26 protein-coding genes are annotated in these 26,644 nt (G+C 71.0%); 13 read left to right on the top strand and 13 right to left on the bottom strand.

Annotated features, from left to right (window positions below):
- Window positions 1–26 precede the first annotated feature (26 nt).
- Window positions 27–1,649, top strand: a complete 1,623-nt coding sequence (locus ABZU76_RS00245) for an NAD-dependent malic enzyme (RefSeq protein ID WP_354863553.1) — start codon at window positions 27–29, stop codon at window positions 1,647–1,649.
- Here the strand turns inward: ABZU76_RS00245 and ABZU76_RS00240 are convergent.
- The 6 genes from ABZU76_RS00240 to ABZU76_RS00215 all read right to left on the bottom strand — a co-directional run bounded on the left by ABZU76_RS00240 (window position 1,646) and on the right by ABZU76_RS00215 (window position 5,885).
- The gene (locus tag ABZU76_RS00240; RefSeq protein WP_354863551.1) at window positions 1,646–2,242 is read right to left on the bottom strand and encodes a TetR/AcrR family transcriptional regulator; all 597 of its coding nucleotides are present in this window, start codon (window positions 2,240–2,242) and stop codon (window positions 1,646–1,648) included. The genes ABZU76_RS00245 and ABZU76_RS00240 overlap by 4 nt on opposite strands.
- Window positions 2,239–3,585, bottom strand: coding sequence for a nucleobase:cation symporter-2 family protein (locus ABZU76_RS00235; RefSeq protein WP_354863549.1), 1,347 nt, complete (start codon window positions 3,583–3,585; stop codon window positions 2,239–2,241). The genes ABZU76_RS00240 and ABZU76_RS00235 overlap by 4 nt, the downstream gene beginning before the upstream one ends.
- Window positions 3,586–3,610: 25 nt before the next feature.
- Window positions 3,611–4,510 carry a factor-independent urate hydroxylase gene (gene pucL / locus ABZU76_RS00230; protein WP_354863547.1) on the bottom strand — a complete coding sequence of 300 codons (900 nt, stop codon included), beginning with the start codon at window positions 4,508–4,510 and terminating at the stop codon, window positions 3,611–3,613.
- Window positions 4,511–4,523: 13 nt separating this feature from the next.
- Window positions 4,524–4,841 carry a hydroxyisourate hydrolase gene (gene uraH, locus ABZU76_RS00225; RefSeq protein WP_354863545.1) on the bottom strand — a complete coding sequence of 106 codons (318 nt, stop codon included), beginning with the start codon at window positions 4,839–4,841 and terminating at the stop codon, window positions 4,524–4,526.
- Complete coding sequence (gene uraD, locus ABZU76_RS00220; RefSeq protein WP_354863543.1) at window positions 4,838–5,323, bottom strand: 2-oxo-4-hydroxy-4-carboxy-5-ureidoimidazoline decarboxylase; 486 nt, start codon at window positions 5,321–5,323, stop codon at window positions 4,838–4,840. Before uraD ends, uraH begins: the two co-directional genes overlap by 4 nt.
- An 85-nt stretch (window positions 5,324–5,408) precedes the next feature.
- A complete protein-coding gene (locus tag ABZU76_RS00215) occupies window positions 5,409–5,885 on the bottom strand; it encodes a helix-turn-helix domain-containing protein (RefSeq protein WP_220237783.1) in 477 nt (158 codons plus the stop codon).
- A 135-nt stretch (window positions 5,886–6,020) separates the two neighbouring features.
- Between ABZU76_RS00215 and allB the strand changes: the two genes are divergently transcribed.
- Both allB and alc read left to right on the top strand, forming a co-directional pair.
- Complete coding sequence (allB, locus tag ABZU76_RS00210) at window positions 6,021–7,349, top strand: allantoinase AllB (protein ID WP_354863541.1); 1,329 nt, start codon at window positions 6,021–6,023, stop codon at window positions 7,347–7,349.
- 2 nt (window positions 7,350–7,351) lie between these two features.
- Entirely contained in the window at window positions 7,352–8,371 is a 1,020-nt protein-coding gene (gene alc / locus ABZU76_RS00205) for an allantoicase (RefSeq protein WP_354863539.1), read from the top strand.
- 4 nt (window positions 8,372–8,375) lie between these two features.
- Here the strand turns inward: alc and ABZU76_RS00200 are convergent, their stop codons facing one another.
- Window positions 8,376–8,552, bottom strand: coding sequence for a hypothetical protein (locus ABZU76_RS00200; protein WP_354863537.1), 177 nt, complete (start codon window positions 8,550–8,552; stop codon window positions 8,376–8,378).
- A 377-nt stretch (window positions 8,553–8,929) separates the two neighbouring features.
- Between ABZU76_RS00200 and ABZU76_RS00195 the strand changes: the two genes are divergently transcribed.
- Genes ABZU76_RS00195 through ABZU76_RS00185 form a run of 3 tightly spaced genes read left to right on the top strand, consistent with a single transcriptional unit; the run spans window position 8,930 to window position 11,351 of the window.
- Entirely contained in the window at window positions 8,930–9,895 is a 966-nt protein-coding gene (locus tag ABZU76_RS00195; RefSeq protein ID WP_354863535.1) for an alpha/beta fold hydrolase, read from the top strand.
- Window positions 9,892–10,269 (top strand): GntR family transcriptional regulator, encoded by a 378-nt coding sequence (locus tag ABZU76_RS00190; protein WP_354863533.1) that lies wholly within the window; start codon window positions 9,892–9,894, stop codon window positions 10,267–10,269. The genes ABZU76_RS00195 and ABZU76_RS00190 overlap by 4 nt, the downstream gene beginning before the upstream one ends.
- Window positions 10,266–11,351 carry a DUF5808 domain-containing protein gene (locus tag ABZU76_RS00185; RefSeq protein ID WP_354863531.1) on the top strand — a complete coding sequence of 362 codons (1,086 nt, stop codon included), beginning with the start codon at window positions 10,266–10,268 and terminating at the stop codon, window positions 11,349–11,351. The genes ABZU76_RS00190 and ABZU76_RS00185 overlap by 4 nt, the downstream gene beginning before the upstream one ends.
- On the opposite strand, the gene ABZU76_RS00180 is transcribed toward ABZU76_RS00185, so the two are convergent.
- From ABZU76_RS00180 to ABZU76_RS00165, 4 genes are all read right to left on the bottom strand, one after another.
- The gene (locus ABZU76_RS00180) at window positions 11,348–11,824 is read right to left on the bottom strand and encodes a CoA-binding protein (protein WP_354863529.1); all 477 of its coding nucleotides are present in this window, start codon (window positions 11,822–11,824) and stop codon (window positions 11,348–11,350) included. The two genes, ABZU76_RS00185 and ABZU76_RS00180, sit on opposite strands and share 4 nt — an antisense overlap.
- Before the next feature lie 8 nt (window positions 11,825–11,832).
- Complete coding sequence (locus ABZU76_RS00175; RefSeq protein ID WP_354863527.1) at window positions 11,833–13,137, bottom strand: O-acetylhomoserine aminocarboxypropyltransferase/cysteine synthase family protein; 1,305 nt, start codon at window positions 13,135–13,137, stop codon at window positions 11,833–11,835.
- A gap of 229 nt (window positions 13,138–13,366) precedes the next feature.
- Window positions 13,367–13,978, bottom strand: a complete 612-nt coding sequence (locus ABZU76_RS00170; protein ID WP_354863525.1) for a (2Fe-2S)-binding protein — start codon at window positions 13,976–13,978, stop codon at window positions 13,367–13,369.
- A complete protein-coding gene (locus ABZU76_RS00165; protein WP_354863523.1) occupies window positions 13,960–14,814 on the bottom strand; it encodes a putative RNA methyltransferase in 855 nt (284 codons plus the stop codon). Before ABZU76_RS00165 ends, ABZU76_RS00170 begins: the two co-directional genes overlap by 19 nt.
- Before the next feature lie 174 nt (window positions 14,815–14,988).
- Between ABZU76_RS00165 and ABZU76_RS00160 the strand changes: the two genes are divergently transcribed.
- The 4 genes from ABZU76_RS00160 to ABZU76_RS00145 all read left to right on the top strand — a co-directional run bounded on the left by ABZU76_RS00160 (window position 14,989) and on the right by ABZU76_RS00145 (window position 20,112).
- Entirely contained in the window at window positions 14,989–16,377 is a 1,389-nt protein-coding gene (locus ABZU76_RS00160) for an ammonium transporter (RefSeq protein WP_354863521.1), read from the top strand.
- Complete coding sequence (locus ABZU76_RS00155) at window positions 16,374–16,712, top strand: P-II family nitrogen regulator (protein WP_220237793.1); 339 nt, start codon at window positions 16,374–16,376, stop codon at window positions 16,710–16,712. Before ABZU76_RS00160 ends, ABZU76_RS00155 begins: the two co-directional genes overlap by 4 nt.
- Window positions 16,713–19,010, top strand: a complete 2,298-nt coding sequence (locus ABZU76_RS00150) for a [protein-PII] uridylyltransferase (protein WP_354863519.1) — start codon at window positions 16,713–16,715, stop codon at window positions 19,008–19,010.
- A gap of 721 nt (window positions 19,011–19,731) precedes the next feature.
- Window positions 19,732–20,112 (top strand): hypothetical protein, encoded by a 381-nt coding sequence (locus tag ABZU76_RS00145; protein ID WP_354863517.1) that lies wholly within the window; start codon window positions 19,732–19,734, stop codon window positions 20,110–20,112.
- A gap of 394 nt (window positions 20,113–20,506) precedes the next feature.
- Here the strand turns inward: ABZU76_RS00145 and ABZU76_RS00140 are convergent, their stop codons facing one another.
- Both ABZU76_RS00140 and ABZU76_RS00135 read right to left on the bottom strand, forming a co-directional pair.
- A complete protein-coding gene (locus ABZU76_RS00140) occupies window positions 20,507–20,959 on the bottom strand; it encodes a MarR family transcriptional regulator (RefSeq protein WP_354863515.1) in 453 nt (150 codons plus the stop codon).
- 9 nt (window positions 20,960–20,968) lie between these two features.
- On the bottom strand, window positions 20,969–22,762 hold the full coding sequence (locus ABZU76_RS00135) for an ABC transporter ATP-binding protein (protein ID WP_354863513.1): 1,794 nt from the start codon (window positions 22,760–22,762) through the stop codon (window positions 20,969–20,971).
- Window positions 22,763–22,980: 218 nt separating this feature from the next.
- Here ABZU76_RS00135 and ffh point away from each other — a divergent pair, with 218 nt between their 5' ends.
- The 3 genes from ffh (at window position 22,981) to ABZU76_RS00120 (ending at window position 26,503) form a co-directional block, all read left to right on the top strand.
- The gene (gene ffh / locus ABZU76_RS00130) at window positions 22,981–24,525 is read left to right on the top strand and encodes a signal recognition particle protein (protein WP_354863511.1); all 1,545 of its coding nucleotides are present in this window, start codon (window positions 22,981–22,983) and stop codon (window positions 24,523–24,525) included.
- An 11-nt stretch (window positions 24,526–24,536) separates the two neighbouring features.
- Window positions 24,537–25,610 carry an amidohydrolase family protein gene (locus ABZU76_RS00125; RefSeq protein WP_354864703.1) on the top strand — a complete coding sequence of 358 codons (1,074 nt, stop codon included), beginning with the start codon at window positions 24,537–24,539 and terminating at the stop codon, window positions 25,608–25,610.
- A 95-nt stretch (window positions 25,611–25,705) separates the two neighbouring features.
- On the top strand, window positions 25,706–26,503 hold the full coding sequence (locus ABZU76_RS00120) for a type II CAAX endopeptidase family protein (RefSeq protein ID WP_220237799.1): 798 nt from the start codon (window positions 25,706–25,708) through the stop codon (window positions 26,501–26,503).
- The last annotated feature ends 141 nt before the right edge of the window (window positions 26,504–26,644 follow it).

The following is a 26,644-nucleotide window of genomic DNA, read 5'->3' as shown; positions in this document are numbered from 1 at the left end:
GATGTGGATCAGACGGGGGAGCGCGCATGCCGGACCGCGGACACGACCGCCTTTTCGACCCACTCACCACAAAAGGCACCGCGTTCACCCACGACGAGCGGCGGGAACTCGGCCTGCTCGGCCTCCTTCCCCTCGCCGAGAAGACGATCGGCGAGCAGGTGGCGCACACCTACCAGGAGTTCGCGCGCCAGCCGGCCGACCTGGACAAGCACGTGTTCCTGCGTGGGTTGCAGGACCGCAACGAGACGCTGTTCTACCGGCTGCTCGCCGAGCACCTCGAGGAAACCCTCCCGATCGTCTACACGCCCACCGTCGGCGAGGCGTGCCAGCGGTTCAGCGAGATCTACCGGCGCCCGCGGGGCCTGTACGTGGCGTATCCCGACCGGGAGCACCTGCGCGAGGTGCTGCGGAACCGGCCCCGCGGAGAGGTCGACGTCATCGTGGTCACCGACGGCCAGCGCATTCTCGGGCTGGGCGACCAGGGCATCGGCGGCATGGGCATCCCCATCGGGAAGCTGTCGCTGTACACGCTCATCGGCGGCATCGACCCGGCGCGCACGTTGCCGATCATGCTCGACGTGGGCACCGACAACGTCGAGCGCCTCGAAGACCCGCAGTACCTGGGCTGGCGCCGCCGGCGCATCGCCGACGACGAGTACTACGCGTTCGTCGAGGACTTCGTCACGGCGGTGCGCGAAGAGCTGCCCGAGGTGCTGCTGCAGTGGGAGGACTTCGCCACCGCGCACGCCCAGCCGATCCTCGAGCGCTACCGCGACCGCCTGCTCACCTTCAACGACGACATCCAGGGCACCGCCGCCGTCGCGGTCGGGGCGCTTCACGGCGCGGCGAAGGTGGCCGGGCGGCCGCTGTCGCAACAGCAGATCGTGATGCTCGGCGCGGGCTCGGCCGGTATCGGCGTGCTGGAGATGATCCGCCAGGAGATGGTGGCGCAGGGCCTGTCCGACGCGGAGGCGGCCGAGCGGATCTGGGTCGTCGACATCGCGGGCCTGCTCACCGACGACCGCACCGACCTGTCGGAAGGCCAGCGCCGGTTCGCCCAGCCGGCCGCCAAAACCCACGGCTGGACCGGCACCGGGCTGGCCGACGTCGTGCACAACGTCGACGTCGGCGTGCTACTGGGCCTCTCGACGGCGGCGGGCGCGTTCACCGAGGACCTCGTACGCGAGCTGGCCGCCAAGACCGACCGGCCGATCATCTTCCCGCTCTCCAACCCCACCAGCCGCGCCGAGGCGACTCCTCGGGAGCTGGACGACTGGACCGACGGCCGCGCCCTCGTCGCCACGGGCTCGCCGTTCGCACCGGTGGAACGCGACGGCAAGCAGCACCGCGTCGCGCAGTGCAACAACGTCTACATCTTCCCGGCCATCGGCCTGGCCGTCACGGCCGTCGGCGCAACCCGCGTGACCGACGCGATGATGCGCGTCGCCGCGAAGACGCTCGGCGAGGCGTCACCCGCCCTCGCCAACCCGGACGAACCGCTGCTGCCGGCGTGGGAGGACGTGCCCGAGGTCGCCACGCGGATCGCCACGGCCGTCGCCGAGCAAGCCGTGAAGGACGGCGTCGCCCCGGCGAACGACCACCTCGCCGACAAGATCCGCGCCGCCCGCTGGACGCCCGAGTACCCCTAGTGCTTCTTCCCGTCGTGTCCGAGCTCGTCGAGGATCCGGCGGGCCACATCCACCACGGCGGCGCCCGCCACCGCCATCGGTTCCGGCGACCGCATCGAGCGCGCCAGCACGAACGCGCCCTCCAGGCTGGTGATCAGTGCGATCGTCAGTACCCGCGCCTGCTCCGCCGGCAGGCCGAACGCGGCGAACCCGGCCGTGCCCACCGAGATCCACGCGGCGAAGACGTCGGCCGTCGCCTGGCGCAGGGGTTCGCTCGTCGTTGCGACTTCCAAGGCCACCGTGGCGATCGGGCAGCCCTCCACGTAGTCGGTGTCCAGCAGCGTGGTCACCCCGGCGGCGAAGAAGGCTTCGATGCCACTCACGACGTCGGGCGCGGGGGCGATGAAGAGGTCGAACAGCTGCGCGTACTCCATCCCCGACGTGCGGATGACCTCTTCGGCGAGCTGCTCCTTGCCGCCGGGGAAGAAGTGGTACAGCGAGCCGAAGGGCGCGCCGGCCTTTTCGACGATCTGCTTCACGCCCGTGCCGGTGTAGCCACCGCGGCGGAAGAGCTCCGCGCCCGCGGCCAGGATGCGGTCCTTCGTGCCTGTCACGGCACCGAGGATAGCTCCGGGGCGGTAGAGCGTTCTATCAACCGTTCGTCGAAAACCAGGTTCAGCACCACGGCCGTGAGGCAGCCCGCGCTGATGCCGGAGTTCAGCACCACCTGCAGCGCCGCCGGAAATCCCGAGTAGAAGCCCGGCACCGCGATGGGAATCAGGCCCACGCCCAGCGACGCGGCCACGATCGCGACGTTGCCGGGATGCTCGAACGATGCCTTCGCCAGCGTCCGCACGCCGCTCACCGCCACGCTGCCGAACAGCACCAGCCCGGCCCCGCCGAGTACCGGCTGCGGCACGAGCGCCACGATCCCACCCGTCACCGGCAGCGCGCCAAGCACCACCAGCACCACGCCGCCGGCCGCGACCACGTACCGGCTGACCATCCGCGTCAGCGACACCAGCCCGATGTTCTGCGCGAAGGCCGTGCACGCGAACCCGCCGAACACCGTGCTCACGGCGGTGGCGAGCCCGTCGGCCCGCAGGCCGTCGGCCAGGGTCCGGCTCGTGGTCGGCCGTCTGACGATCTCGCCGAGCGCCAGCAGGTCGGCCGTGCTCTCGGCCATCACGACGAGCATCACGATGAGCATCACGATGAGCATCGAGACGATCGCCGCGATGTCGAACACCGGCGCGCCGAAGTGGAACGGCGTGGCGATGCCGAACACGGGCGCCTGCTTGAGTGTCGATGTGTCGACTTCGCCCAGCGGCCACGCCAACAGCGTCCCGGCGACCAGGCCCAGCAGCAGCGCGATCCGGCTCCAGAAACCCTTGAGGAACCGCGTGAACACCAGCACCGCGACCAGCGTGACGCCCGCCAGCAGCAGCCCGCTCGGCCGTGCCGCCGGCTGTTGCGCGGAAATCCACTGCACGGCCACGGGCAGCAGCGAGATGCCGATGAGCGTGATGACGGTCCCCGTCACCACCGGTGGGAAGAACCGCGTGAGCTTGGAGAAGAACGGCGCGGCCAGCACCACGAACAAGCCGCCGACGAGCGTCGCGCCGTAGACGACGCCCAGCGCGTTGCCGGCGTGCTGCTGTGCGATCGAGAGAATCGGCGCGACGGACGCGAACGTGACGCCGTTGACCAGCGGCAGCCGCGCGCCGAAGCGCCACACGCCGAGCGTCTGCAGGAGCGTCGCGAGGCCGGCGGTGAACAGGGACGCGCTGATGAGCAGGCTCAGCTGCCCGGGCGAGAGCCCGACGGCCGCGCCGATCACCAGCGGCGGGGCCACCACGCCGGCGTACATCGCCGCCACATGCTGGATTCCGCCGAGCACGAGCTGTGGCCACTTCGGGCGCACATCGACGGGATGACGGGATGGCCGTTCTGACACGTGCTCTCCCGGTGGGGATTCGGGGCTAGAGCACGGCGTCGGTCCAGGCCGGGCCGGGCTCTTCGGCTTCGTCGCGGACCGCGGTGCCTTCGATGAGGCCGTAGGGGCGGTCGGCGGCGTAGAACACCTCGTTGTGGTTCTCGAGGCCGAAGGGGCTCAGATCGACGAGGAAGTGGTGCTTGTTCGGCAGGGAGAGCCGGACCTCGGCGACCTCGGGCCGCGCGAGCAGCACGGCCTCACCCATCGTGTACAGGGTCTGCTGCAACGACAGGCTGTGCTTCGTGGCGAACGCCTGTAGCAGCGTCCGCCGGATTTCCTGGTGGTTCTTGGCCCAATCGACATCGGTGTCGGCCGGGTCGCCGTCGTAACGCCAGCGCGCGGTGACGGCGGTGGCGAGAATGCGGTCGTCGGTCTCCGCGAGCGTCGTGTACTCGTCGCGCGGGAAGCCGTGGAACTCCGAGCCGCCGGACTTGAGCACGGTCAGACCGTCCACACCGGACACCACCCACGCGCGGCCGGCGTGCACGGTCACAGTGGTGGTGCGGCTTTCACCGCTGGAGCGGCTGAACGCGTGGTCGTGCGGCCGGCCGTCGACGGGGATGCGTTCCCAGGCGTGCTCGGCGACGGTGATGCGCGCGCCGGTGATCGCCTCCTGTGTGGCCACGAAGTGCCGGCCCAGGCGCAGCGCGAAGTCCTCGATCTCGCCGACGTCCTGCTGCTTGGCGAACGCGTAGACGGTGTTCTTCTGCGCGTCGGTGGTCAGCACGGCGCTGTTGTCGCCGGTCAGGTGCGTCGCGGCGAGGTCGCCGCGCAGGGCCGTGGACACGGTGAGGTCGCGCAGGTGGTGCACCGGACCGTCGCGGCGGACGGTGACCAGGCGGACCTCCGCCTTGCCGTACTGGTTGGGGCCCAAGGAGATTCCCACAGTCAGCTCCCTTTCAGCTGCCACGGTAGGTCGAGTAGGCGAACGGGCTCAGCAGCACCGGCACGTGGTGGTGCGCGGTACCGTCGGTGATGCGGAACGCGATGGTGACGTCGGGGAAGAACGCCTCGGGCCCGAGGTAGGCACCGGTGTCGAAGACCAGCCGGTAGACGCCGGGTTCGAGAGTCTCGGGTCCTAGGTCGCGGGCTCGGCCATCGGCGTCGGTGACACCGGAGGCCACGAGCGTGCCGTCGCCGCGTTCGAAGCGCACGGCGATGCCGGCGGCGGGTTTGCCTGCTGCCGTATCGAGGACGTGCGTCGTCACCAAGCTCATGTGTCAATCGCTTTCCGCAGGCGCAGCGCGGCGATCTTCGCCAGCTCCGCGCCCGCCACGTCGAGTTCGGTCTCGGGGTCGTTGCCCAGCCGCGACCGCAGGTTCGCGAGCAGTTCGACGCCGCTGCGGCCGCCGGCGCACACGAGGAACACGTGGCCGAAGTGGGCTTCGTATTCGGTGTTGGCGGCGGCGAACTCGTCGGCGTTGTCCACACCGGACTGTTCGGAGCGCGACCACTCGGCGTCGGCGCCCTTGCTCGTCGGCTTCTCCCCGATCCGCGGGTGGGCGGCGATGGCGGCACTTACCTCGTCGCGGTGCAGGGGAGTGGCTTTTTCAGCGGCGGTCAGGAGCGCGTCGAAGTCCGCGTACGGCCGGCCGGTGAGCACCGCGTCGACCCAGCGCGGCACGGCCAGGCAGGCCGTGAGCGCGGGCCGCACGTCGGCTGCGTCGGCGGTGTTGAACTCGGCGAGTGCGAGTGGCACGGGATCTCCTCACTGCGGGGGAGCTGGTGCCTGCCGACGGTACGGCGCCCTCGCATCGGCGTCAACATTTTGTTGAACGCGCTGGTCAGTCCACTTCCCGGTTGAGGTAGTTGTAGACCGTGAAGCGTGTGACGCCCAGCGCCTCGGCCACGGCGGACACCGATTTCCGCAGGCTGAACGCGCCGCGTTCGCGCAGGAGCCGCACCGCCCGCTGCTTGTCCGGGCGGTCGAGGTCGCCGAGCTTCGCGCCCAGCTCGCGCTCGACGTCGGCGATGAGCCGGGCCAACGCGGTGTTGAGCTCGACGGGCGGGGTCGGCCCGGGTTCGTCCGTGCGGCGCAGCTGGACCGTGACCCGCGTGGCGCCGCCTTCGAGAGCGGCTCGCGCGATGGCCGGCAGCGCATTCATCAGCTGGTCGGCCGGGCCGCGAGCGAGTGTGCCGAGTGGACCGAAGTCGGTGTCGAGTCCGGCGTCTCGGGCCGCGTCCCGAGCGCGCACGGCGTGCTCCGGCGGGGCGCCCTCGCCCTGGAAGGGTTCGCTGGTGAACTCGGCTTCTAGCTCCACCTGGTGACCGTAACGTGGAGGGCGAGGCGTTGACGAGGCGAGAGCGTCGTGGTTAATCTCGGTTGGCGAAAGATACTTTCCGTACTGTGAAAGAACCCGTCGGTCCTGCCGACGGGAGAAGGAGTGTGCCCGCAGATGGATCTCGTGGTGCGCGCCGCACGTGCGGTGACGGCGGCCGGTGAGGGCCCCGCGACGCTGGGGGTCGACGGTGGCCGGATTGTCGTGCTGGAGCAGGGAATCGTCGACCTGGCCGGCACTCGCGTGGTCGAGCTCTCGGCCGACGAGGTGCTGCTGCCGGGTCTCGTGGACACCCACGTGCACGTGAACGACCCCGGCCGTGCCGAGTGGGAGGGCTTCGAGACCGCGACGCGCGCGGCCGCCGCCGGTGGGGTCACGACGATCGTCGACATGCCGCTCAACAGCCTGCCGCCGACGGTCGACGTCGCCGCGCTGGAGGTGAAGCGCAAGGCGGCTTCGGGGCGCGCGCACGTGGACGTCGGCTTCTGGGGCGGCGCGATCCCCGGCAATATCAGCGATCTGCGTCCGCTGTACGACGCGGGGGTGTTCGGGTTCAAGTGTTTCCTGCTGCACTCCGGCGTCGACGAGTTCCCGCCGCTCGACCCCGCGGGCCTGGACGCGGCGCTGCGCGAGCTGGCCTCGTTCGACGCGCTGATGATCGTGCACGCCGAGGACTCCGAGGCCATCGACGCCGCGCCGGACCCGCACGGAGAGAAGTACACCGACTTCCTCGGCTCGCGTCCGCGCGGCGCCGAGAACCTGGCCATCACGCACGTGATCGAGGCGGCCCGGCGCACCGGCGCCCGCGCGCACGTGCTGCACCTGTCCTCTTCGGACGCTCTGCCGCTGATCGCGAGCGCACGCCGCGAGGGCGTGGCACTGTCGGTGGAGACGTGCCCGCATTACCTGAGTTTCGTCGCGGAGGAGATCCGCGACGGCGCCACGCAGTTCAAGTGCTGCCCGCCGATCCGGGAGGCGACCAACCGGGAACTGCTGTGGCAAGGGCTCGCCGACGGCGTGATCGACACGATCGTGAGCGACCACTCGCCGTGCACGCCGGAGCTGAAACGCTTCGACACCGGCGATTTCGGCCTCGCGTGGGGCGGGATCTCCAGCCTGCAGCTGGGGCTGCCCGCGGTGTGGACGCAGGCGCGCCAACGCGGGTTCGGCCTCGCCGACGTGGTGCGGTGGATGGCCGAGCGCCCGGCGGCGCAGGTGGGGATGACGCGCAAGGGCCACCTCGCCGTGGGCTACGACGCGGACTTCTCCGTGTTCGCGCCGGACGAGGCGTTCGTCGTCGACGTCGCCGAGCTGAAGCACCGCAATCCGGTGAGCGCGTATGACCAGCGGCCGCTGGCCGGCGTGGTGCGCGGTACGTGGCTGCGGGGTTCGCCGGTGACCGGCGACGAGCCGCGGGGAGAGCTGTTGACCAGGGGGAACTGCTAGAGATGGAGGACCACGTGTCGCACGACCGTCCCGAGTGGACAGCCCAGCCGGACCTCGCTTCCCGCGTTTTCGGGGGCACGGTGATGTGGGCGAGCGACGAGCTGTTCGCCGAGAAGGAGAACCTCGTCAACCCGTGGCGCCCCGCGCACCGGGCCGAGACGTTCGGGCCGAAGGGCCAGGTCTACGACGGCTGGGAGACGCGCCGGCACCGCGAACCGGGTGACGACCAGGCCGTGCTGCGCCTGGGCGTCGCCGGTGTGGTGTCAGGCGTGGTGGTGGACACGGCGTTCTTCAAGGGCAACTACCCGCCGTTCGTGTCGGTGGAAGCGGTGTCTGTGCCCGGCTACCCGAGCGCCGCCGAACTGTCCGAAGTGGACTGGGAAGCGCTGGTGGACCACGCACCGGTGGTCGGTGACTCGGAGAACTTCTTCAAGGTCTCCTCGCCGCGGCGGTTCACCCACGTCCGCCTCACGCAGCACCCGGACGGCGGCGTGGCCCGCTTGCGCGTGCACGGCTCGCCGGTGCCCGACCCGACGCTGCTGGACCCGCGCTCGCTCGACCTCGCCGCGCTGGCCAACGGCGGCGTCGTCACGGGCTGCAGCAACATGTTCTATTCGTCGCCCAACAACCTGTTCTCGCCCGGGCTCGCCGCGCACCAGGCTGAGGGCTGGGAAACCGCGCGCCGCCGCGACAACGGCAACGACTGGGTGACCGTACGCCTCGCCGGCGCCGGCATCGTCCGCTTCGCCGAGGTCGACACGAGCAACCTCAAGGGCAACGCGCCGGGCTGGGCCACGATCTCCGGCCGCCTGGACGACGGCGACTGGGTTTCTTTGCTTCCCCGCACCCGCCTGCAACCGGACACCCGCCACCGCTTCGCGCTCGAAGACGGCCCGCAGATCACCGATGCCCGCCTCGACATCTACCCGGACGGCGGCCTAGCACGCCTGCGCCTCTACGGCGAGCTCACCAAACGCGGCCGCGAAGCCGTCACCACGCGCTTCACCGAAACGACGGCCTGAGGTTCTAGGAGTTCGCGCCGGGCCGGTTCAGGTAGATCGAGGCACACGACAGCAGCGTGCCGACGGCGAAGATCGTCCCGAGCCACCACGGTCCGCCGGTCACGACGTTCCAGATGAACCCAGCCAGCATGAGGACTGCGGCGAGGGAGTTCCGGACTTGCAGCGGGGTCGGCTTGGCCATGCGGCCAGCCTCTCACGGGCCTGACCAGCCCCTCGCGCCAGGACTGGCCATGATCGAGCTGCTTCGCGGACCGTGGCGCCCCGGCTGCGGACCGCGACGGGCGGCGCGGCTTGCGCGGCCGTACGCGGGTCGGGCCGGGTGAGGGAGTGAGGTTCCCGCGCGGGTCTGTTGCGTGCGGTTGGTGGCTGGGCCGGGCATGGTCCGGCGACCGGCGAGGCCGCGCGTTCGAGCCGCGGCGGCCGCCGAGCGGAGATCTCCGGTGTTCGGACCCGGCGAGGTTTGCGCGAGGTGTCGCCTCCGCGGGCGTGGCGTGCCTGCGCAGGCAGGCATGGACGGCGCGGCTTGCGCATCTGTTCTATGAGTTGTAGAACAGATCAATGATCCTCACCGCGTTCCTCACCGCCGCCGTACTGGTCGCGAGCGGCGGCACCGCCACCGCCGCCGCGCCCGGCACGGTGGCGGCGTCCGACCGGGAAGTGCAGTTCGTGTCCGACGGCGTGCCGGCCTACGGCACGCTCCACGTCCCCGCGCACCGGGCGGGCGCGCGGGTGCCGGCGGCGCTGCTGATCCCCGGCAGCGGCCCCACGAACCGCGATGGCGACGAGCCGCCCACGGTCACGCCGGGGACGTTGAAGCTGCTCGCCAACGCCCTGGACCAGGACGGCGTGGCCACGTTGCGGTTCGACAAGTACGGCACCGGCCGCACGGGCCTCGGTGGGCTGGACCCGGCGGCACTGGACCTGCCGACGTTCACGAGGCAGGCCGTCGCCGCCGAACAGACGCTGGCCAAGCAGCCCGAGGTCGACCGCGACGAGGTGTCGATCGTCGGGCACAGCGAAGGCGGGTTGCAGGCGATGCTCGTCGCGCGGCGGGTCCGCGTGAAGAGCCTCGTGCTGCTCGCGCCGCAGGACCTGCGGCTGTTGGACCTGCTGAAGATCCAGCTCGACGCGCAGGTCACCGCGGCCGACCAGACCGCGCTGAGCAAGGTGATCACCGACTTCCGCGCCGGCCGCGAGCTCGACTACACCGGGATGAGCACGCAGCTCGCGACCTTCCTCCAGCAGGCCATCTTCAGCCCGGTCAACACCCGTTTCGTCCGCAGCGACGATGCCGTCTACCCGCCGTCGGTCGCGCGGCCGGGCCCGCGCGTGCTGCTGACGTGCGGAACGCAAGACACCCAAGTGCCCTGCTGGACCACGTCGCCGCTGGCCGCCGCCCTGCGAACGCTGCCGCGGCCTCTGCCCGTGGACCACTTCCAGCACGCGCCCGGCACACGGGTCAACGACCAGGTACTCGACCCGAGCGTGGTCACCGCCCTTCGGACCTTCCTGGAGCACCGATGATCCTCGACGTCGACCTCACCAGCGAGGTCCCGATCTACCAGCAGATCCACGACCGAGTGGTCGAGGCGATCGCGGCCGGGGAGCTCGCCGACGGCGACCCGTTGCCCTCGACGCGTCAGCTCGCCGTGGACCTCGGCATCAACTTCCACACCGTGAACAAGGCCTACGACCAGCTGCGGCGCGAGGGGCTGCTGCTGATCACCCGGAAAAGCGGCGCGGTGGTGCGGCGGGCCTCGACCGCGGGTTTCGCGGCCGACTGGCAGGCACGGCTGAAGACGTTGCTGGCCGAGGCGATCGCCCACGGGCTGACCGAACGAGAGGTCCTCGGCCACTGCGAAACGACGCTGCGGGCGTTCGAGGAGGTGCGCGCGTGATCGGGGTGATCGTCCTGCGGGACCTGCTGGTCCCGGTGCTGTTGCTGGTCAGCGCGTGGGTGATGCCGTCGGTGGCGAAGCCGACGGTGCCGTTCGGGGTGCGCGTGCCGGCGGCGCGGGTGGCCGACCCGCTGATCGCCGAGCAGCGGCGGATCTACCGCTGGTGGGTGGGCGTGGCCGGGACCGCGCTGGTGGTCGCCGGGCTCATCGTGGGCGTGGTCGTGCAGAAGGTCCTGGTGCCGGTGCTCGTGGTCGTGGCGCTGCTGGGGGTCGTCACGCCGGCGTACGTGCGGGCTCGCGCCGTGATCCGCTCGGCCAAGCGGCGGGAGGACTGGTACCAGGGGCTGCGCCAGACGGTCACCGCCGACACCTCCCGCGTCACGCGGCCGCCGTTTCCGTGGCTGTGGGCGGTCCCGGCGATCCTCGTGCTCGCCGCGACGGTCGTGGTCGGCGTGGTGCGTTACCCGGACCTGCCCGCGACGTTGACGCTGCACTACACCGCTTCCGGCACCCCCGACCGCACCGCCGCGAAGTCGGTGGGCAGTGCGTTCGGCCTGGTGTTCGTGCAGGCCGGGCTCACGGTGCTGTTCTCCGCCCTGGCCTACGTCGCGCCGCGGTTCCGGCCCGACCTCGACCCGGCGCGCCCGAAGGCCAGTGCCGGCCAGCACCGGCGCTTCATCGAGGCCATGCCGCGCCTGCTGCTGCTGTTCGGGGCGTGCGTCAACCTGACGATCGCCCTGGCCGCGGGGCAGATCTGGTCGGCCCCGGCGTCGGTCTCGGTGGTGCCGATCATCCTGCCGGCGTTGGTGGGTGCCGTGGGCCTGCTGGGTTTCGCCGTCCGCTACGGCCAGGGCGGCAGCCGCCTGGAGACCGACGAAGAGCCGCCCCGCGACGCCGTCGAACGCGACGACGACCGCTTCTGGAAAGGCGGCCTGCTCTACGTCAACCGCGCCGACCACGCGGTCTTCGTGCCGAAACGCTTCGGCCTCGGCTGGACGCTGAACTTCGGCAACCCCGTGGCGATCGGCGGGTTCGTGGTGCTGATCGCCGCGGTGGTCGTGGTGCCGTTGGCCGTCCGTTAAGGGGCGCCCTGGCGCCGCGAGCTGATCACGCCCGTGTTGAAGCCGGCCAGGTGCAGGCCGCCGGCGAAGCGCGCGTGCTCGATCTTCACACAGCGGTTCATCACCACGTCGAGCCCGGCCTCGCGGCCGCGGTCGGCCACCTGCTCGTGCCACAGGCCCAGCTGCAGCCACAACGTGCGCGCGCCCGCCGCGATGACCTCCTCGGCCACCTGCGGCAGGTCGTCGTGCTTGCGGAACACGCTCACCAGGTCGATCTCACCCGGCACGTCGGCCAGCGTCGGGTACACCGGCTTGCCGAGCAGCGTGTCGAGGCGCGGGTTCACGAAGTTGACCTCATACCGCGTCGACGAGGTCAGGTACGTCGCCACGAAGTAGCTCGGCCGCGCCGGGTTGGCCGACGCGCCGATCACCGTCACCGACCGCGTGCGGCCGAGGATGTGCCGCCGCTCCACGGCCGAAACGTCGTAACTCACCGCCGTACTCATTCCGAAGCCACTCCCTTGCCGGCCGCCGCCCGTTCCAGCGCCTGATCGAGGTCCCACAGGATGTCCTCGAGGTCTTCCAGCCCCACCGAAAGCCGGATCAGGTCCGGGCCGACGCCGGCGGCCGCCAGCTGGTCGTCCGACAGCTGCGCGTGTGTGGTCGACGCCGGGTGGATCACCAGCGTGCGCGCGTCGCCGACGTTCGCCAGGTGTGACAGCAGCTCCACCGACTCCACGAACTTCTCGCCCGAGGCCCGGCCGCCCTTCACCCCGAACGAGAACACCGCGCCCGGCCCGGCCGGCAGGTACTTGCGCGCCAGCTCGTGGTCGGCGTGATCGGGCAGCCCGGCGTATGAAACCCAGGCCACGCGCGGGTCGGCATTCAGGTACTCGGCCACGGCCTTCGCGTTGGCCACGTGCGCGTCCATCCGCTGCGGCAGCGTCTCCACGCCCTGCAGCAGCAGGAACGCCGAGTGCGGCGAGAGCACCGCGCCGATGTCGCGCAATTGCTCGGCGCGCAGGCGCGTGCAGAACGCGTACTCGCCGAAGTTCTCCCAGTACTTGAGGCCGCCGTACGAGTCGACGGTCTCGGTCATGCGCGGGAACTTGCCGTTGCCCCAGTCGAAGCGGCCCGACTCCACGACCACACCGCCGAGCGTGGTGCCGTGGCCACCGAGGAACTTCGTGGCCGAGTGCAGCACGATGTCCGCGCCGTGTTCGATCGGGCGGCACAGGTACGGCGTCGCCAGCGTCGCGTCGACGACCAGCGGGATGTCGTGCGAGTGCGCGAGGTCCGCGAGCCCGGCCAAGTCGGCGATGGCGCCCGACGGGTTGCCGATCACCTCGGTGTAGATCAGCCGCGTCTTGTCGGTGACGGCCTTGGCGTAGTCCTCGATGCCGCCGTTGACGAACGTCGTCTCGACGCCGAAGCGCTTGAGCGTGCCGGTGAGTTGCGTGACGGTGCCGCCGTAGAGGCCGCTCGCGGACACGATGTGCTCACCCGCCTCGGCCAGCGCGGAGAAGGTGAGGAACTCTGCGGCCTGGCCGCTCGCCGTGGCCACGCCGCCGATGGCGCCCTCGAGGCTCGCGAGGCGCTCCTCGAACGCGGCCACGGTCGGGTTGCCGATGCGGCTGTAGATGTTCCCGTACTTCTGCAGCGCGAAGAGGTTGGCCGCGTCGGCGGCGTCCTCGAACACGAAGCTGGTGGTCTGGTAGATCGGCACGGCGCGCGCGCCGGTGGCGGGGTCGGGCGTGCCACCGGCGTGCAGGGCGCGGGTGCGGAAGCCCCAGGTGCGTTCACTCATCAGCGGCCACGCTACTCAGCCGGGAGGTCACCGGCCATCCCTCTCGAAGCGTGGTCGCCGCGCTTTCGGAGGACCCCGGGCCGTTCTTCCTGATGATGCCGCGCGGCGATGGGCCGCTTACCGTTCGTGGTGATCTTCGACTCGGGGCCGGATGTGCGCAAGGTGCTGATCATCGTGGCGATGCTTCTCGCAGCCGGTACTCGCTGTGGCGCAAGTCGGAGGGGGAGTCCTATCCGCCGAGGGCCGCGCGCAGCCGGGCGTCGCGCTCCTCGGGCGTCTGCCGCGGGCAGCTGACGCACTTCGGGTTGCCGACTTCGTAGATCAGGCAGCACGACGCCCGTTTCACGGCCTGCGTCCGGCCGACGCTGACGTATCGCGGCGCGGGCAGGTCGAGGCCGGTCGATGCCACGACGTCGGCCGCCAGTTGCGGCGCCGAGGCCCACAACAGCCGGTTGGCGATGGAGTCCGTCGCGATGGCGCCCAGGGCGCGCGCCCGCGCGCCCGTGACCGAAGCGATGGTCGTGATGGCCGTGTTCAGTGCGGCGCCGAGTGCCGGGCCGAGCGGCCCGCTCAGCGCCCGCGTCGAGCGGGAGCCCAGGAACCGCCCGTCGGGCACGATGTCGAGCTCGACGGCGTCCAGTGACGGGTCCAGCACCTCGCCGCCCGCGGCGAGCGACTCCATCGTCGGCGCGACGAGCACGGACGACAGCGAGTACCACCAGATCGTGCCGATCACCTCGGGCGCCGCGCAGCCGTACAGCTTCGCGGCGCCGCCGATGCGAGCACGCACCCACGTCGCGTCGGCCAGCAGCGCGGCCGGCGTCACGGCTGCCTCCGCCACACGCTCACCCCCACCGCGAGCGTCACGTCCCGTCCCTCGGCGGCTTCGAGGCGTTCGCGACGCCCGTCGCGGTCGAGGTGGAAACCGGCGGGACCCATGGCGACCACGTCGTGCACCTGGCGCGCGGTGAAGGGCGCCGTGTGCACCACGTCCACTCGCGACACCCGTGCGAAATGGTCGCCCAGCGCCGTTCCGAGCCGCTCTTCCTTGCGCTCGTCCACGGACAGCACGAGGTCGCCCAGCTCGGCGAGGTGCCCGGGCAGCGGCGCGGCCACCACGAGCACGCCGCCGGGTTCGAGCACGCGGTGGAACTCCGCGGGGTTGCGCGGGGAGAACACGTCGAGCACCACGGAAGCCACGCCGTCACCGACGGGCCACGGCTCCCACAGGTTCCACACCACGGCGCCGAGCCGCTCGTGCGCTCGGGCGGCCCGGCGCAGCGCGACGGCGGACACGTCGAGCGCGAGCCCGGTCGCCTCCGGCGCGCCGTCGAGCACGCGCGCGAGGTAGTAACCGGGGCCGGCGCCCGCGTCGATCACGAGGCCCGTGGCAGCCGGCGCGGCGACGCGCGCGAGCTCGTCGGCCAGCGGTGCGTACGCGCCGGAATTCAGGAGCGCCGAACGCGCCTCGACCATCGGCACGGTGTCGGCGGTGCCGGCGGGGATGCGTGCGTGCAACAGGTTGACGTAACCCTGGCGCGCCAAGTCGAACGAGTGACCGTCTTCGCAACGCACCGTGCGGCCCGCTAACTCGACCGGGGCAAGGCATACCGAACACCGGAGTGCGTCCACGACCCGCCGTGGCAGTGGGTCATTTCCGGGTCCGGCCGACGTCATGCGGCTATTCGACCATGACGTTTCGCAACCGGACACCCCACCCCGCGTGGCGGGAAACCTTCCCGTAACAACCGCGACCCGACAGTTCACGCCCACGAAACCTTCAGCGCCGCCCCGCGAAACACCCGGAACCAAGACTTCCGGGTCATCTACCCAGGGCACGGGAGGACGATTGTGCTGAACGCAGGAGACACCGCGTGGGTGCTGGCCGGCGCCGCGCTGGTCATGCTCATGACACCCGGACTGGCGTTCTTCTACGGCGGCATGGTCCGCGCGAAGAGCGTCTTGAACATGCTGATGATGAACTTCATCGCCCTGGCCGTGGTGGGGGTGCTGTGGGTCCTCTTCGGCTTCTCCATGTCCTTCGGCAACGATGCTTTCGGCGGACTGGTCGGCAACTTCGACCTCGCCGGGCTGTCGGACACCTTCGGCAAGCTGGTCGGCTTCGCCGCGGCGGCCACGGACTCCGCTCCGGCTGTCCCATGGCCAGGCCCGGACGCCTTGCCGTTGCTGGCTTTCTGCATGTTCCAGCTGATGTTCGCGATCATCACGCCGGCGCTGATCTCCGGTGCGATCGCGGATCGCGCGAAGTTCTGGGGCTGGACGCTGTTCGTGGTGATCTGGGTGTCCGTCGTGTACTTCCCGGTGGCGCACTGGGTGTTCTCGTTCAACGGTTTCCTCGGTGAGAACTCCGTCGGCGGCTGGATCGCCAACAACCTGAAGGCCCTCGACTTCGCGGGTGGCACGGCGGTCCACATCAACGCGGGCGCGGCGGGTCTGGCTCTCGCGATCGTGCTCGGCAAGCGCAAGGGCTGGCCGAAGGACACCGGACGGCCGCACAACGTGCCGTTCGTGCTGCTGGGTGCCTCGCTGCTGTGGTTCGGCTGGTACGGCTTCAACGCCGGTTCCTCGCTGGCCGCCAACGACCTCGCGGCCGTCGCGTTCACCAACACGACCGTGGCCACCGCGGCCGCCGTGCTCGGCTGGCTGCTGGTAGAGCAGCTGAAGTTCGGCAAGCCGACCACGCTGGGTGCCGCGTCCGGCGCCGTCGCGGGTCTGGTCGCGATCACCCCGGCATGTGGTTTCGTGAGCCCGCTCGGCTCGATCGCGATCGGCGTCATCGCCGGTGTGCTGTGCGCGCTGGCCGTGTCGCTGAAGTACCGCTTCGGGTTCGACGACTCGCTCGACGTCGTGGGCGTCCACCTCGTCGGCGGCATCGTGGGCACGCTGCTCATCGGCTTCTTCGCCACCACGAGCGTCAACTCCCTCGGCGCCGACGGGCTCTTCTACGGCGGCGGCTTCGCCCAGCTGGGCAAGCAGGCGGCCGCGGCGGGCGCGGTGTTCGGGTACTCCTTCATTCTGACGGCCATCATCGGCTTCGTCATCAAGAAGGCGGGCGGCTTCCGCGTCAGCACCGAGGACGAGGTGAGCGGCATCGACGAGGCGCAGCACGCGGAGAGCGCCTACGACTTCACCGGCATGGGCGGCGGGCTCGGCCAGCCGACCACGATCCCGGTCAAGTCCGCCATCGCCCCTGCGAAGCTCGAGGAGACCAAGGCATGAAGCTCATCACCGCGATCGTCAAGCCGTTCACGCTCGACGACATCCGCTCCGGGCTGGAGCAGCTGGGCGTGCTCGGCATGACCGTGAGCGAGGTCCAGGGCTACGGCAGGCAGAAGGGCCACACCGAGGTCTACCGCGGCGCCGAGTACTCCGTGGACTTCGTGGCGAAGCTGAAGATCGAGGTCGTGACGGACGACGCGAACGTCGAGAAGGTCCTCGACGCCATCACCTCCGCCGCGCACACGGGCAAGATCGGCGACGGCAAGGTGTGGGTGACACCGGTCGAGACCGTGATCCGGGTGCGCACCGGCGAGCGCGGAGCGGATGCGCTCTAGGTGAGCACTCACGGGGGTGAACTGGTCCGGGCTCGAGAGCAGCTGCTCACAGGTCGCCACGGCCCGGCCGCGCTGCGGGCGGCCTTGGTGGACCTGTACGAATTCTGGCTGGCGAAGGGCGCCACGGCGGCCGGCGTGGACACCGCTGATCCCGGTGTCGCGCTGGTCGCCGTCGGCGGCCTGGGGCGGCGCGAGCTGGTGCCGTTTTCCGATCTGGACCTGGTGCTGGTGCACAACGGGAACCCGCGCGTCGGCGAGCTCGCCGACGCGTTGTGGTATCCGCTGTGGGACGCGAAGCTGGGGCTCGACCATTCGGTGCGTACGCCGGGTGAAGCGCTGAAGGTCGCTTCGGAGGACCTGCGGACGCAGCTGGGCTTGCTGGATGCGCGCCACCTCGCGGGCGACGCCGAGCTGACCGCGCGCCTCGCGTCCGCCGCGCGCGATCAGTGGCGGCGCACGGCCCGCAAGCGGCTCGACGAGCTGGCCGACTCCGTCCGCACCCGGTGGCGGCGCAGCGGCGAGATCGCGCAGTCCGCGGAGCCGGATCTCAAGCACGGCCGCGGGGGCCTGCGGGATTTCGGGGTGCTGGAGGCGTTGGCGTTGGCGCAGCTCACCGCGCGTCCGGGCGAGGAGCTGCTGGCGGCCAAGGCGTTGCTGCTCGACGCGCGCACAGAGCTGCGTCGGGAGCTTCGCCGGGAACGGGACGTGCTGAGCGCACCGGAGGCCGAGGTCGTGGCCGCCGAGCTGGGACTGGCGGACCGGTTCGCGTTGGCGCGCAAGCTTTCCGGGGCGGGGCGGACGATCGCTTATGCGGTGGACGTCGCCCTGCGGTCCACTGTGGAACCTTCCCGGCCGCGGTTCGGTCGTCGGCCTTCGCGCACCCCGTTGGCCGAGGGTGTGGTGCTGCACGGCGACGAGGTGTCGCTGGCCCGCGACGCCGTCCCTGCGAAGGACCCCGCTCTGCTGTTGCGCGTCGCCGCTGCTTCGGCGCGCACGGGCAAACCCATCGCGCACGGCACTTTGCGCACGCTGGCGGACTCCGCGCCCGAGCTGCGCGCGCCGTGGCCTGACGAGGCGCGCAACGCTCTGGTCGAGCTGCTCGGCGCGGGGGAGGGCCTGGTCGACGCGGTCGAGGCACTGGATCGCACCGGCTTGTGGGCCCGGCTGTTCCCGGAGTGGGGCGCGGTCCGCGATCTCCCGCCGCGTTCGCCTGTGCACCAGTGGACGGTGGACCGGCACCTCGTACAGGCGTGCGTCGAGGCCGCCCGCCTGACCACTACGGTCGCGCGCCCCGACCTGCTGCTGATCGGCGCGCTGCTGCACGACATCGGCAAAGGCCGCGACGCCGACCATTCCGAGCTGGGCGCCGACATCGCCGCGCAAGTGGCCGCGCGCCTCGGGTTGCCTTCTGCCGACGTGCAAACGGTGGCCGCGATGGTCCGCCATCACCTCCTGCTCCCGCACACGGCCACCCGCCGCGACATCGCCGACCCCGCCACGGTCTCCCGCGTCGTCAAAACCCTGGACGGCGACGTCGTGCTGCTGGACCTGCTCCACGCCCTGACGCGCGCCGATTCGCTGGCCACCGGCCCGGGCGTCTGGACGGATTGGAAGGACCGGTTGCTCGCCGACTTGGTCGCCGCCGGCGAGGAAGCCTTGCATGGCACGGGTTTCACCGCGCCGGAGCCCCTGGACAGTTCGCAACGCGAGCTCATGGCCGAAGCCGTCCGATCGGGGATCGGCGAGGTCCGCATCACCGCCCACGGCAAGGTCGTCACGGTGACTCTCGCGGTCCCGTCGCGCGCCGAACTCCTCGCACCCGCCGCGGGCGTCCTGGCGCTCAACTCGCTGGAAGTCCACGCCGCCGTCCTGCGCGACCGCGTCGGCGTCTTCACCGCCTCACCCAAATTCGGCTCCCTGCCCGACTCGACGCTGCTGCGTGAACAGTTCTCCCGCGCCGTCGCCGGCACGCTGCCCCTGACGCAACGCCTCGCCGCCAAGGAACGCGACTACGCCACCATGACGTCGTCCGTGGTCGCGCCCAAGGTCCTCTGGTTCGACGACGAAACCAGCGGCCCCAACACCGTGGTCCTCGAACTGCGCGCCACCGACCGCATCGGCCTGCTCTTCCGCGTCGCCCGCGCCCTGAGCCGCTCGGGCGCCTCCGTGCACTGGGCCAAAGCCACCACCCTGGGCGGCGCCGTCGTGGACTCCTTCGCCGTCAGCCCGTCGACGGGCCCCATCGATTCACCTTGGCGCGCCAAAGTCGAGGACGCCGTCCTGGCTGCCGCTTCGTGAAGCCGGAGACGGGCCACGGGTTTCCTGTGGCCCGTCACCGGCCGACCATCCGCGCTCGAACCTGACAGCGCGCTGAAACCCATCTCCTGCTCACGTAAGCCACTGGCCGTTCCTTCGCCGCTGCCGACGACGAGATCCTCGACGGCTACGCCCGCCGCCTCACCTGACGCCCTGCTGACCGCGCCCCAATGCGGCGTTGGTTGCGTTGAGCGCACCCAATGTGGCGTTCGGTGCGTTCAACGCACCGAACGCCACATTGGGGCGCTTTGGCCCCCACCCGAGCCCCGCCCGCCTGCTCAACTCATCTCGCACCCAGGCCGCGTTCACCCTCCCCGCCGCCGCCCATCCACGCGACGGAACCCTGCACCCAGACCCGCCCCGGCACCCCGATCCGAAGCCTTCTTGCGGCCGGCGAGCTGTTGTCAAGGCACGCTTTCCCGCCTTGACAACGGCTCACCGGCCGTCAACACAATCCAGCTTCGGGGTGCACACCCCACGCGAGCCGCTCCTGCGAGAAACCGCATCCCACCGAATCACCCGACCTTCTGACCGTCCACACCCGTAAACACCTCCACCCACCCCCGACCCCGCACGTAACGGGCTGACCAGCCCCGTTACCCAACCCGCCCGTCACACGATCGGGGTGTCGCGCTGGCGAAGGCAGGCCCCGGTGGCAATATGGCGCGGGTCCGGAGCGGCTGTGCGGAGGGCGGGGTGTGGGGTGCTGGGGTCCGAGCAGAACCTGCCGAGGCTTTCGTTGCCACCCACCGTGGTCGCGGCGCACCTGAGGTCGTGTGCGGAGGAGCTGGCCGGCTCGTTGCGCACCGACGGCGAAGCGGCGACGTTGGGGGAGCTCACCGAGGTCGTCACCCAGCTCGTCGCGGGGCAGCACGCGCTCGCGCACGCACTGGCCGGTCTCGCGCGGCGCGTGGACGTGCGAAACGGGGCCCTGGCGGCCGCGCCGTCCGTGGACGTCGAGGTGGTCACCGAGGTGCTCCAGGCGGCGGCGTGCGCGGTGGGCTGCTCGGCCGAAGCGCTGGCCGAGGCCGGGCCGTCGTTCGAATGCGTGAGCGAAGCCGCGGGGCCCGACACCCGTTTGTAGCTGTCACACCACCGCACGCGAACAGCCCGAAGGCGTCACCGGGTTGCTGAAACCCCTCCACCGGAGGACCGTGGCGGCCACGGCCCGCGCCGCCGCCGAGAAGGCCGCGAGCGCCCGTTCCCGAGCCGAGCGCGCGGCGAAGAACCGCGGCTTGAGTAGTTCTACGCAACTCCGGTTGGGGGTCTTCACACTGCCCCGCCGGCCCGTGCCCCGGCAGACTTCTCCCCAACGCAAGGCGGAACGCGTTCGCCCGGTACTGGGGGTCTGGCGAGCGGGGAACGGGGTACCCGTCTGGCGTGCACGCGGCGGAAGGCTCCCGGGGAGGTGAGCCCTTCCGCCTAGGTTCCGGGGCCGGCCGTGGGGAGCGGCCGCGTCCCGGAACCCCTGGGGGAGTTCAGGAATCCGCCATCCGCACCATCAGATCCGCGGCCATGCGCAACAGCTGTTGTTCCGTCGGGCTCAACGCGCGCTCCATCGCCGCCGCCAGCCACTGCTCCCGCGAAATCGAGTAGTCCCGCAGCACCACCCGCCCGGCGTGCGTGATGTCGAGCAACGACCGCCGCCCGTCCGACGGGTCCGCGGTGCGCGTGATCAGCCCGCGAGACGCCAGCGAAGCCAGCACCCGCGTCAGCGACTGCGGATGCATCCGCTCGGCCTCGGCCAGCTCGCTCGGCGTGTGCGTGCCCGCGCGGTAGAGCCGCGACAGCACCGCGAGCACCGTCGGACCCGGCGACGGCGAGTCCGCCTCCGAGCGCATGCGCCAGTTCAGCCGCCCGACTCCCTCCCGGACGTGGCGGGCCAGCTCGGCCAGCTCGTCGGCACGGCGGGTGTCGGCTTCGGTCTGCATACCGCCACATTAGGCGGTTTCCCCGCGCACGAGCCGCGCGTACCGGCCGTCGAGCGCCAGCAGCTCCGAGTGCGTGCCGCGCTCCACGATCCGGCCGGCGTCGAGCACCACGATCTGGTCCGCGTTCTCCACAGTGGACAGCCGGTGTGCGATGGTCAGCGTCGTGCGGCCCGCGGCGAGCCGGTCGAGCTCCGCCTGCACCGAGCGTTCGGTGCGGTTGTCGAGCGCACTCGTGGCCTCGTCGAGGACCAGCACGGGCGGGTTGCGCAGCAGGATCCGCGCGATCGCCATCCGCTGCTTCTCCCCGCCGGAGAACCGGTAGCCGCGCTGCCCCACCACGGTGTCGTAGCCCTCGGGCAGCTTCGCGAGCGTGTCGTGGATGTGCGCGGCCTTCGCGGCCTCCTCGATCTCCGCGTCGGTGGCGTCCGGCTTCGCGAAGCGCAGGTTCTCCCGGACCGACGCGTGGAAGAGGTACGTCTCCTGCGACACGAACCCGACTCCCGCGGCCAGCGACGCGAGCGTGACGTCCCGGACGTCCGTGCCGTCGATGGTCACGTGGCCTTCCGTCACCTCGTACAGCCGCGCCACGAGGTACGCGAGCGTGGTCTTGCCCGAGCCCGTCGAGCCGACCAGCGCCGTGGTCGTCCCCGGCGCCACGTCGAGGTCGACGTCGCGCAGGGTCCACGCGCCGTCGTCGTCGTAGCGGAACGACACCGAGTGCATCGACACCGCGCCCTCGCGCACGGCCAGCTCCCGCGCCCCCGGCCGGTCGTCGATCTCCACGCGCAGGTCGAGCACCTCGAAGATCCGCCCGAACAGCGCCTTCGCCGCGCCCACGCTCTGGCTCACCGTCTGCATCGCGGTGGCCGGTCCGAGCAGCCGGTTGAGCATGCTCGTGAACGCCACCACGGTGCCCAGTGACACCGGCGCCGAACCGCCGGCCAGCTCCAGCCCGGCGACCCAGTACACGAGCGCCGGGATGATCGTCAGGCTCATCACCCGCGAGGCCCGCTGCCAGCGCCCGGCCAGCGCCGCGCTGCGTTCGAGCGCCGCGACCTCGCGGGACTCCTCGGCGAAGCGCTCCCGCATCCGCCGTTCGTTGCCCATGGTCTTGGCCAGCAGCACGCCGGTGACCGACAACGACTCCTCGACGATCGTCGTCAGCCGCGCCATCCGCCGGGTCCGGCCGCGGGCGAGCTTGCGCTGCTTGCCGCCCAGCCGCAGCGTGAACAGCAGGAACAGCGGCACGACCACGAGCGAGAGCAGCGCCAGCTGCCAGTCCATGATCAGGATCGCGACGGTGATCGCCAGAGCTGTGGTGCCGTTCTGCACGATCGAGGCCGCGGTGGTCGTGACCACGTTGTCCACGCCGCCGATGTCGTTGAACACCCGCGACAGGATCTCGCCGGTCTTGGTGCGGGTGAAGAAGCCGAGCGACATGCGCTGCAGGTGACCGTAGACCGACACGCGCAGCTCGTTCATCACGCGCTGCCCGATCGTGTTCGACAGCCCGGTCGTCGCCACGCCGAGGGCGCCCGAGCCCAGCGCCGCGGCGATCATCCCCATCGCCAGCAGGGACACCAGCAGCGCGTCGCGGTGGGGGAGCGCGGTGTCGAGGATCGCGCGCAGCAGGAACGGCGAGGTGACGCCGAGACCCGCCTGCACCACCAGCAGCACGAACAGCGCGGCCATCGGTCCCCGGTGCGGCCGGAACAGCGCGGCGATGCGGCTGAACGGCACTTTCTCGTCGGTGTCCGCCTCCGGTTCGGCCAGCGTCGGACGCGGTGTCGTTGCTGAAGTCATACGCAGATGTTTACCGATTTGCGCCGTCGAGTCGAGCGATTTTCTTGTGTTGACCCAGGACGTCCCATGGAGTTATTACGCATGTGCGTACTAACCTTCTCTCGAAGGTTCGCGCACCCGCGAGGCGGCCGAGCCCGGACCGCTACCCTGGGAGGTTGCCGGGGTCGCCCAGCGATGCCCGGTACGCGAACGACGACCCAGCTGGAGCGTGCACACCCGTGTTCGACACCCTCTCCGATCGGCTCACCGCCGCCCTGCAGACGCTGTCTCGCAAGGGCCGGCTGTCCGACGCCGACATCGACGCCACCGCGCGCGAGATCCGCATCGCGCTGCTGGAAGCCGACGTCGCGCTGCCGGTGGTCAAGGAGTTCATCGCCCGGATCAAGGAGCGGGCGAAGGGCGCCGAGGTCTCGCAGGCGCTCAACCCCGCGCAGCAGGTCATCAAGATCGTCAACGAGGAGCTCGTGGGCATCCTCGGCGGCGAGACGCGCCGGCTGAACCTCGCGAAGAACCCGCCGTCGGTGATCATGCTGGCGGGTCTGCAGGGTGCCGGTAAGACGACACTCGCCGGCAAGCTCGCGATGTGGCTGAAGAAGCAGGGCCACGCGCCGATGCTGGTGGCCTGTGACCTCCAGCGCCCGAACGCCGTCACGCAGCTGCAGGTCGTCGGCGAGCGCGCGGGTGTCGTCACCTTCGCGCCGGAGCCGGGCAACGGCGTCGGCGACCCGGTGGACGTCGCCCGCCGCGCCATCGCAGAGGCCAAGCACGCGCAGCACGACATCGTGGTGGTCGACACCGCGGGCCGCCTGGGCGTCGACGAAGAGCTGATGAAGCAGGCCGCGGACATCCGCGACGCCGTGCAGCCCGACGAGATCCTGTTCGTCGTCGACGCGATGATCGGCCAGGACGCCGTGAACACGGCCCAGGCGTTCCGCGACGGCGTCGGCTTCACCGGCGTGGTGCTCACGAAGCTCGACGGCGACGCCCGAGGTGGTGCCGCGCTGAGCGTGCGCGAGGTCACCGGCCAGCCGATCCTCTTCGCCTCCAACGGCGAGAAGCTCGAGGACTTCGACACCTTCCACCCCGACCGGATGGCCTCGCGCATCCTCGGGATGGGCGACGTGCTCACCCTCATCGAGCAGGCCGAGCAGCACTTCGACCAGGACCAGGCCGAGAAGGCCGCGGCGAAGCTGACCAGCGGGCAGCTGACGCTGGAGGACTTCCTCGAGCAGATGCTCGCCGTCCGCAAGATGGGCCCGATCGGCAACCTGCTCGGCATGCTGCCGGGCGCGGGCCAGATGAAGGACCAGCTGGCGCAGGTCGACGACAAGCACCTCGACAAGCTGCAGGCGATCATCCGCGGCATGACCCCGGCCGAGCGCGACGACCCGAAGATGATCAACGGCTCGCGCCGGCTGCGCATCGCCAACGGCTCGGGCGTCTCCGTCCGCGAGGTCAACGACCTGGTCAACCGCTTCTTCGAAGCCCGCAAGATGATGGCCCAGATGGCCGGGCGCTTCGGCTTCGGCGGCGGTGGCGGCAGCAAGACGCGCAAGGGCAAGAAGGGGAAGAAGGGCAAGGGGCGCGGCCCCACGCAGCCCAAGGTCCGCGGCGGCTTCCCCGGCGGCATGCCGATGCTGCCCCCGGGTGGCATGCCGACCGGTGGCGGGATGCCCGACCTGTCGCAGCTCGGCGGCATGAACGACGTGCCGGGCTTCGACCCGACGAAGTTCAAGCTGCCGAAGGACCCCAAGAGCAATTGAGCGCCGGACAATTGAGCGCCCTGCACCTGTCCGGCACTGTCCTGCCCGACGGCTCGCCGCGTGAGCTCTGGATCACCGACGGGCGCATCTCGTTCGAGCCCGTGGCCGACGCGGAAACGCTGGCGACCGGCGGGTTCTTGGTGCCCGGCCTCGTCGACGCCCACTGCCACCCGGGCCTCGGCCCGCGCGGGGCGGTGCCGGTCGAGGAAGCCGCCGAACAGGCGGCCACCGACCGCGACGCGGGCACGCTGCTGATCCGCGACTGCGGTCTGCCGCTCGACGTGCGGCCGCTGCAGGCGCGCGCCGACCTGCCCACGATCATCCGGTGCGGCCGTCACCTGGCCCTGCCGAAGCGCTATGTCCCCGGCTTCGCCATCGAGCTGGACGACGTGGCGCTGCTGCCCGAGGCCGTCGCGGAACAAGCGCGTGACGGAGACGGCTGGGTCAAGCTCGTCGGCGACTGGATCGACCGCGGAGAGGGTGACCTCGCGCCGCTGTGGCCCGACGACGTGCTGGCCGAGGCCGTCGGCGTCGCGCACGACCTCGGCGCCCGCGTGACCGCCCACGTCTTCGGCGAAGCCGCCCTGCCGGGGCTGATCAACGCGGGCATCGACTGCCTGGAGCACGGCACCGCGTTGAACCCCGACCAGCTGGCCGAGCTGGCCCGCCGTGACGTGGCGCTCGTGCCCACGCTGATCAACATCGAGAACTTCCCCGGCATCGCCGACCAGGCCACGAAGTACCCCACGTACGCGGCCCACATGCGGGCCCTGCATGCGGGCGTCGCCGACATGGTGTCCTCGGCCGTCGAGGCGGGCGTGCGCGTGTTCGCCGGCACCGACGCCGGCGGCATGGTCGCCCACGGCCTCATCGCCGACGAGGTCGAAGCGCTGCACCGCGCCGGCATGACGCGCGAGCAGGCGCTCGCGAGCGCGTCCTGGGCCGCCCGCGAGTGGCTCGGCCACCCCGGCATCTCCGACGGCGCCCCGGCCGACCTGATCGTGTACCCGGCCGACCCGCGTGAGGACCTCGCGGTGCTGCGCCACCCGTCGCACATCGTCCTGCGCGGCACGGTTTTCGGCTGAAACACCTCCTTCGCCGGTGATCGCCCGAGTACTGTGCGAAGTCTCCTCGGCGGTTAGGCTCGACCGGTGAGCCGAGCGATCACCGGAGGGCGGGCGTGACTACTTCCCAGCCCCGGGAACCGATTCCGGGTGCCACGCCGATCCGTCCGGAGGACCTGGTGAGCGCCCCGCGCGAGTTCCCGCCGCACCGGTGGGGCTTCGGGGCGTTCCTGCTCGTGGAAGCCGTGCTCATCGCGTCGGCCGCGTTCGTGAGCGCGTTGCTGGGCGATCCGCCGGCCGGGCAGCCGCTGCCGATCCGCACGGTGCTGCTGGGCACGATGCTGCCCGCGATGATCGCCGCGGGCGTCGCGCTGCTGGCCACGGTCGTGCGCGGCAACGGACCCAAGATCGACCTGCGCCTGGAGTGGCGCTGGTCCGACGTGAAGATCGGGCTCAAGTTCGGCCTGCTCGGGCTGGTGCTCACGTCGCTGAGCGCCTGGGTGTGGACCGAGATCGTGGGCTCGGCCGACGCGACGTCGGCGATCAGCGCGCTGGTGGACGACCGGAAGATGTCGGTGTCCGCGGCCATCGTGACGTTCGTCTACCTCTGGCTGCTCGGGCCGATCTGCGAGGAGATCATCTACCGCGGCCTGCTCTGGGGAGCGGTGGAGCGGCTGCAGTGGCGCAGCGAACGATGGGGTCGCATGGCGGCTTTCCTGCTGTCCACGGCCGTGTTCGCCGCCAGCCACCTCGAACCACTGCGGACCACGCTCCTGCTGGTCATCGCCGTGCCGATCGGTCTCGCGCGCTTCGCCACGGGCCGGCTGCCGGGAAGCGTTGTGGCGCACTCGATGAACAACTTCCTGCCCTCGGTCGCGATCCTGCTCGGCTCGCTCGGGGTCAGCTCGTTCTGAGGTGCGTTCCGGGTCTGTTCCGAGGCCCTGCGCAGGCACTTCGAGCCATCTGGCAGAATGTTCGCTTGCCCGCTTCCGTCCGGACCCTCTCGCCGTTCGGGGGCTCCTGTTTCGGGGCACCTGTGATCGTGTCCCCACGCG

The organism is Amycolatopsis sp. NPDC005232 (assembly GCF_040607795.1).
GTDB lineage: Bacteria > Actinomycetota > Actinomycetes > Mycobacteriales > Pseudonocardiaceae > Amycolatopsis.
This window is presented reverse-complemented; position numbering and strand designations above follow the sequence as displayed.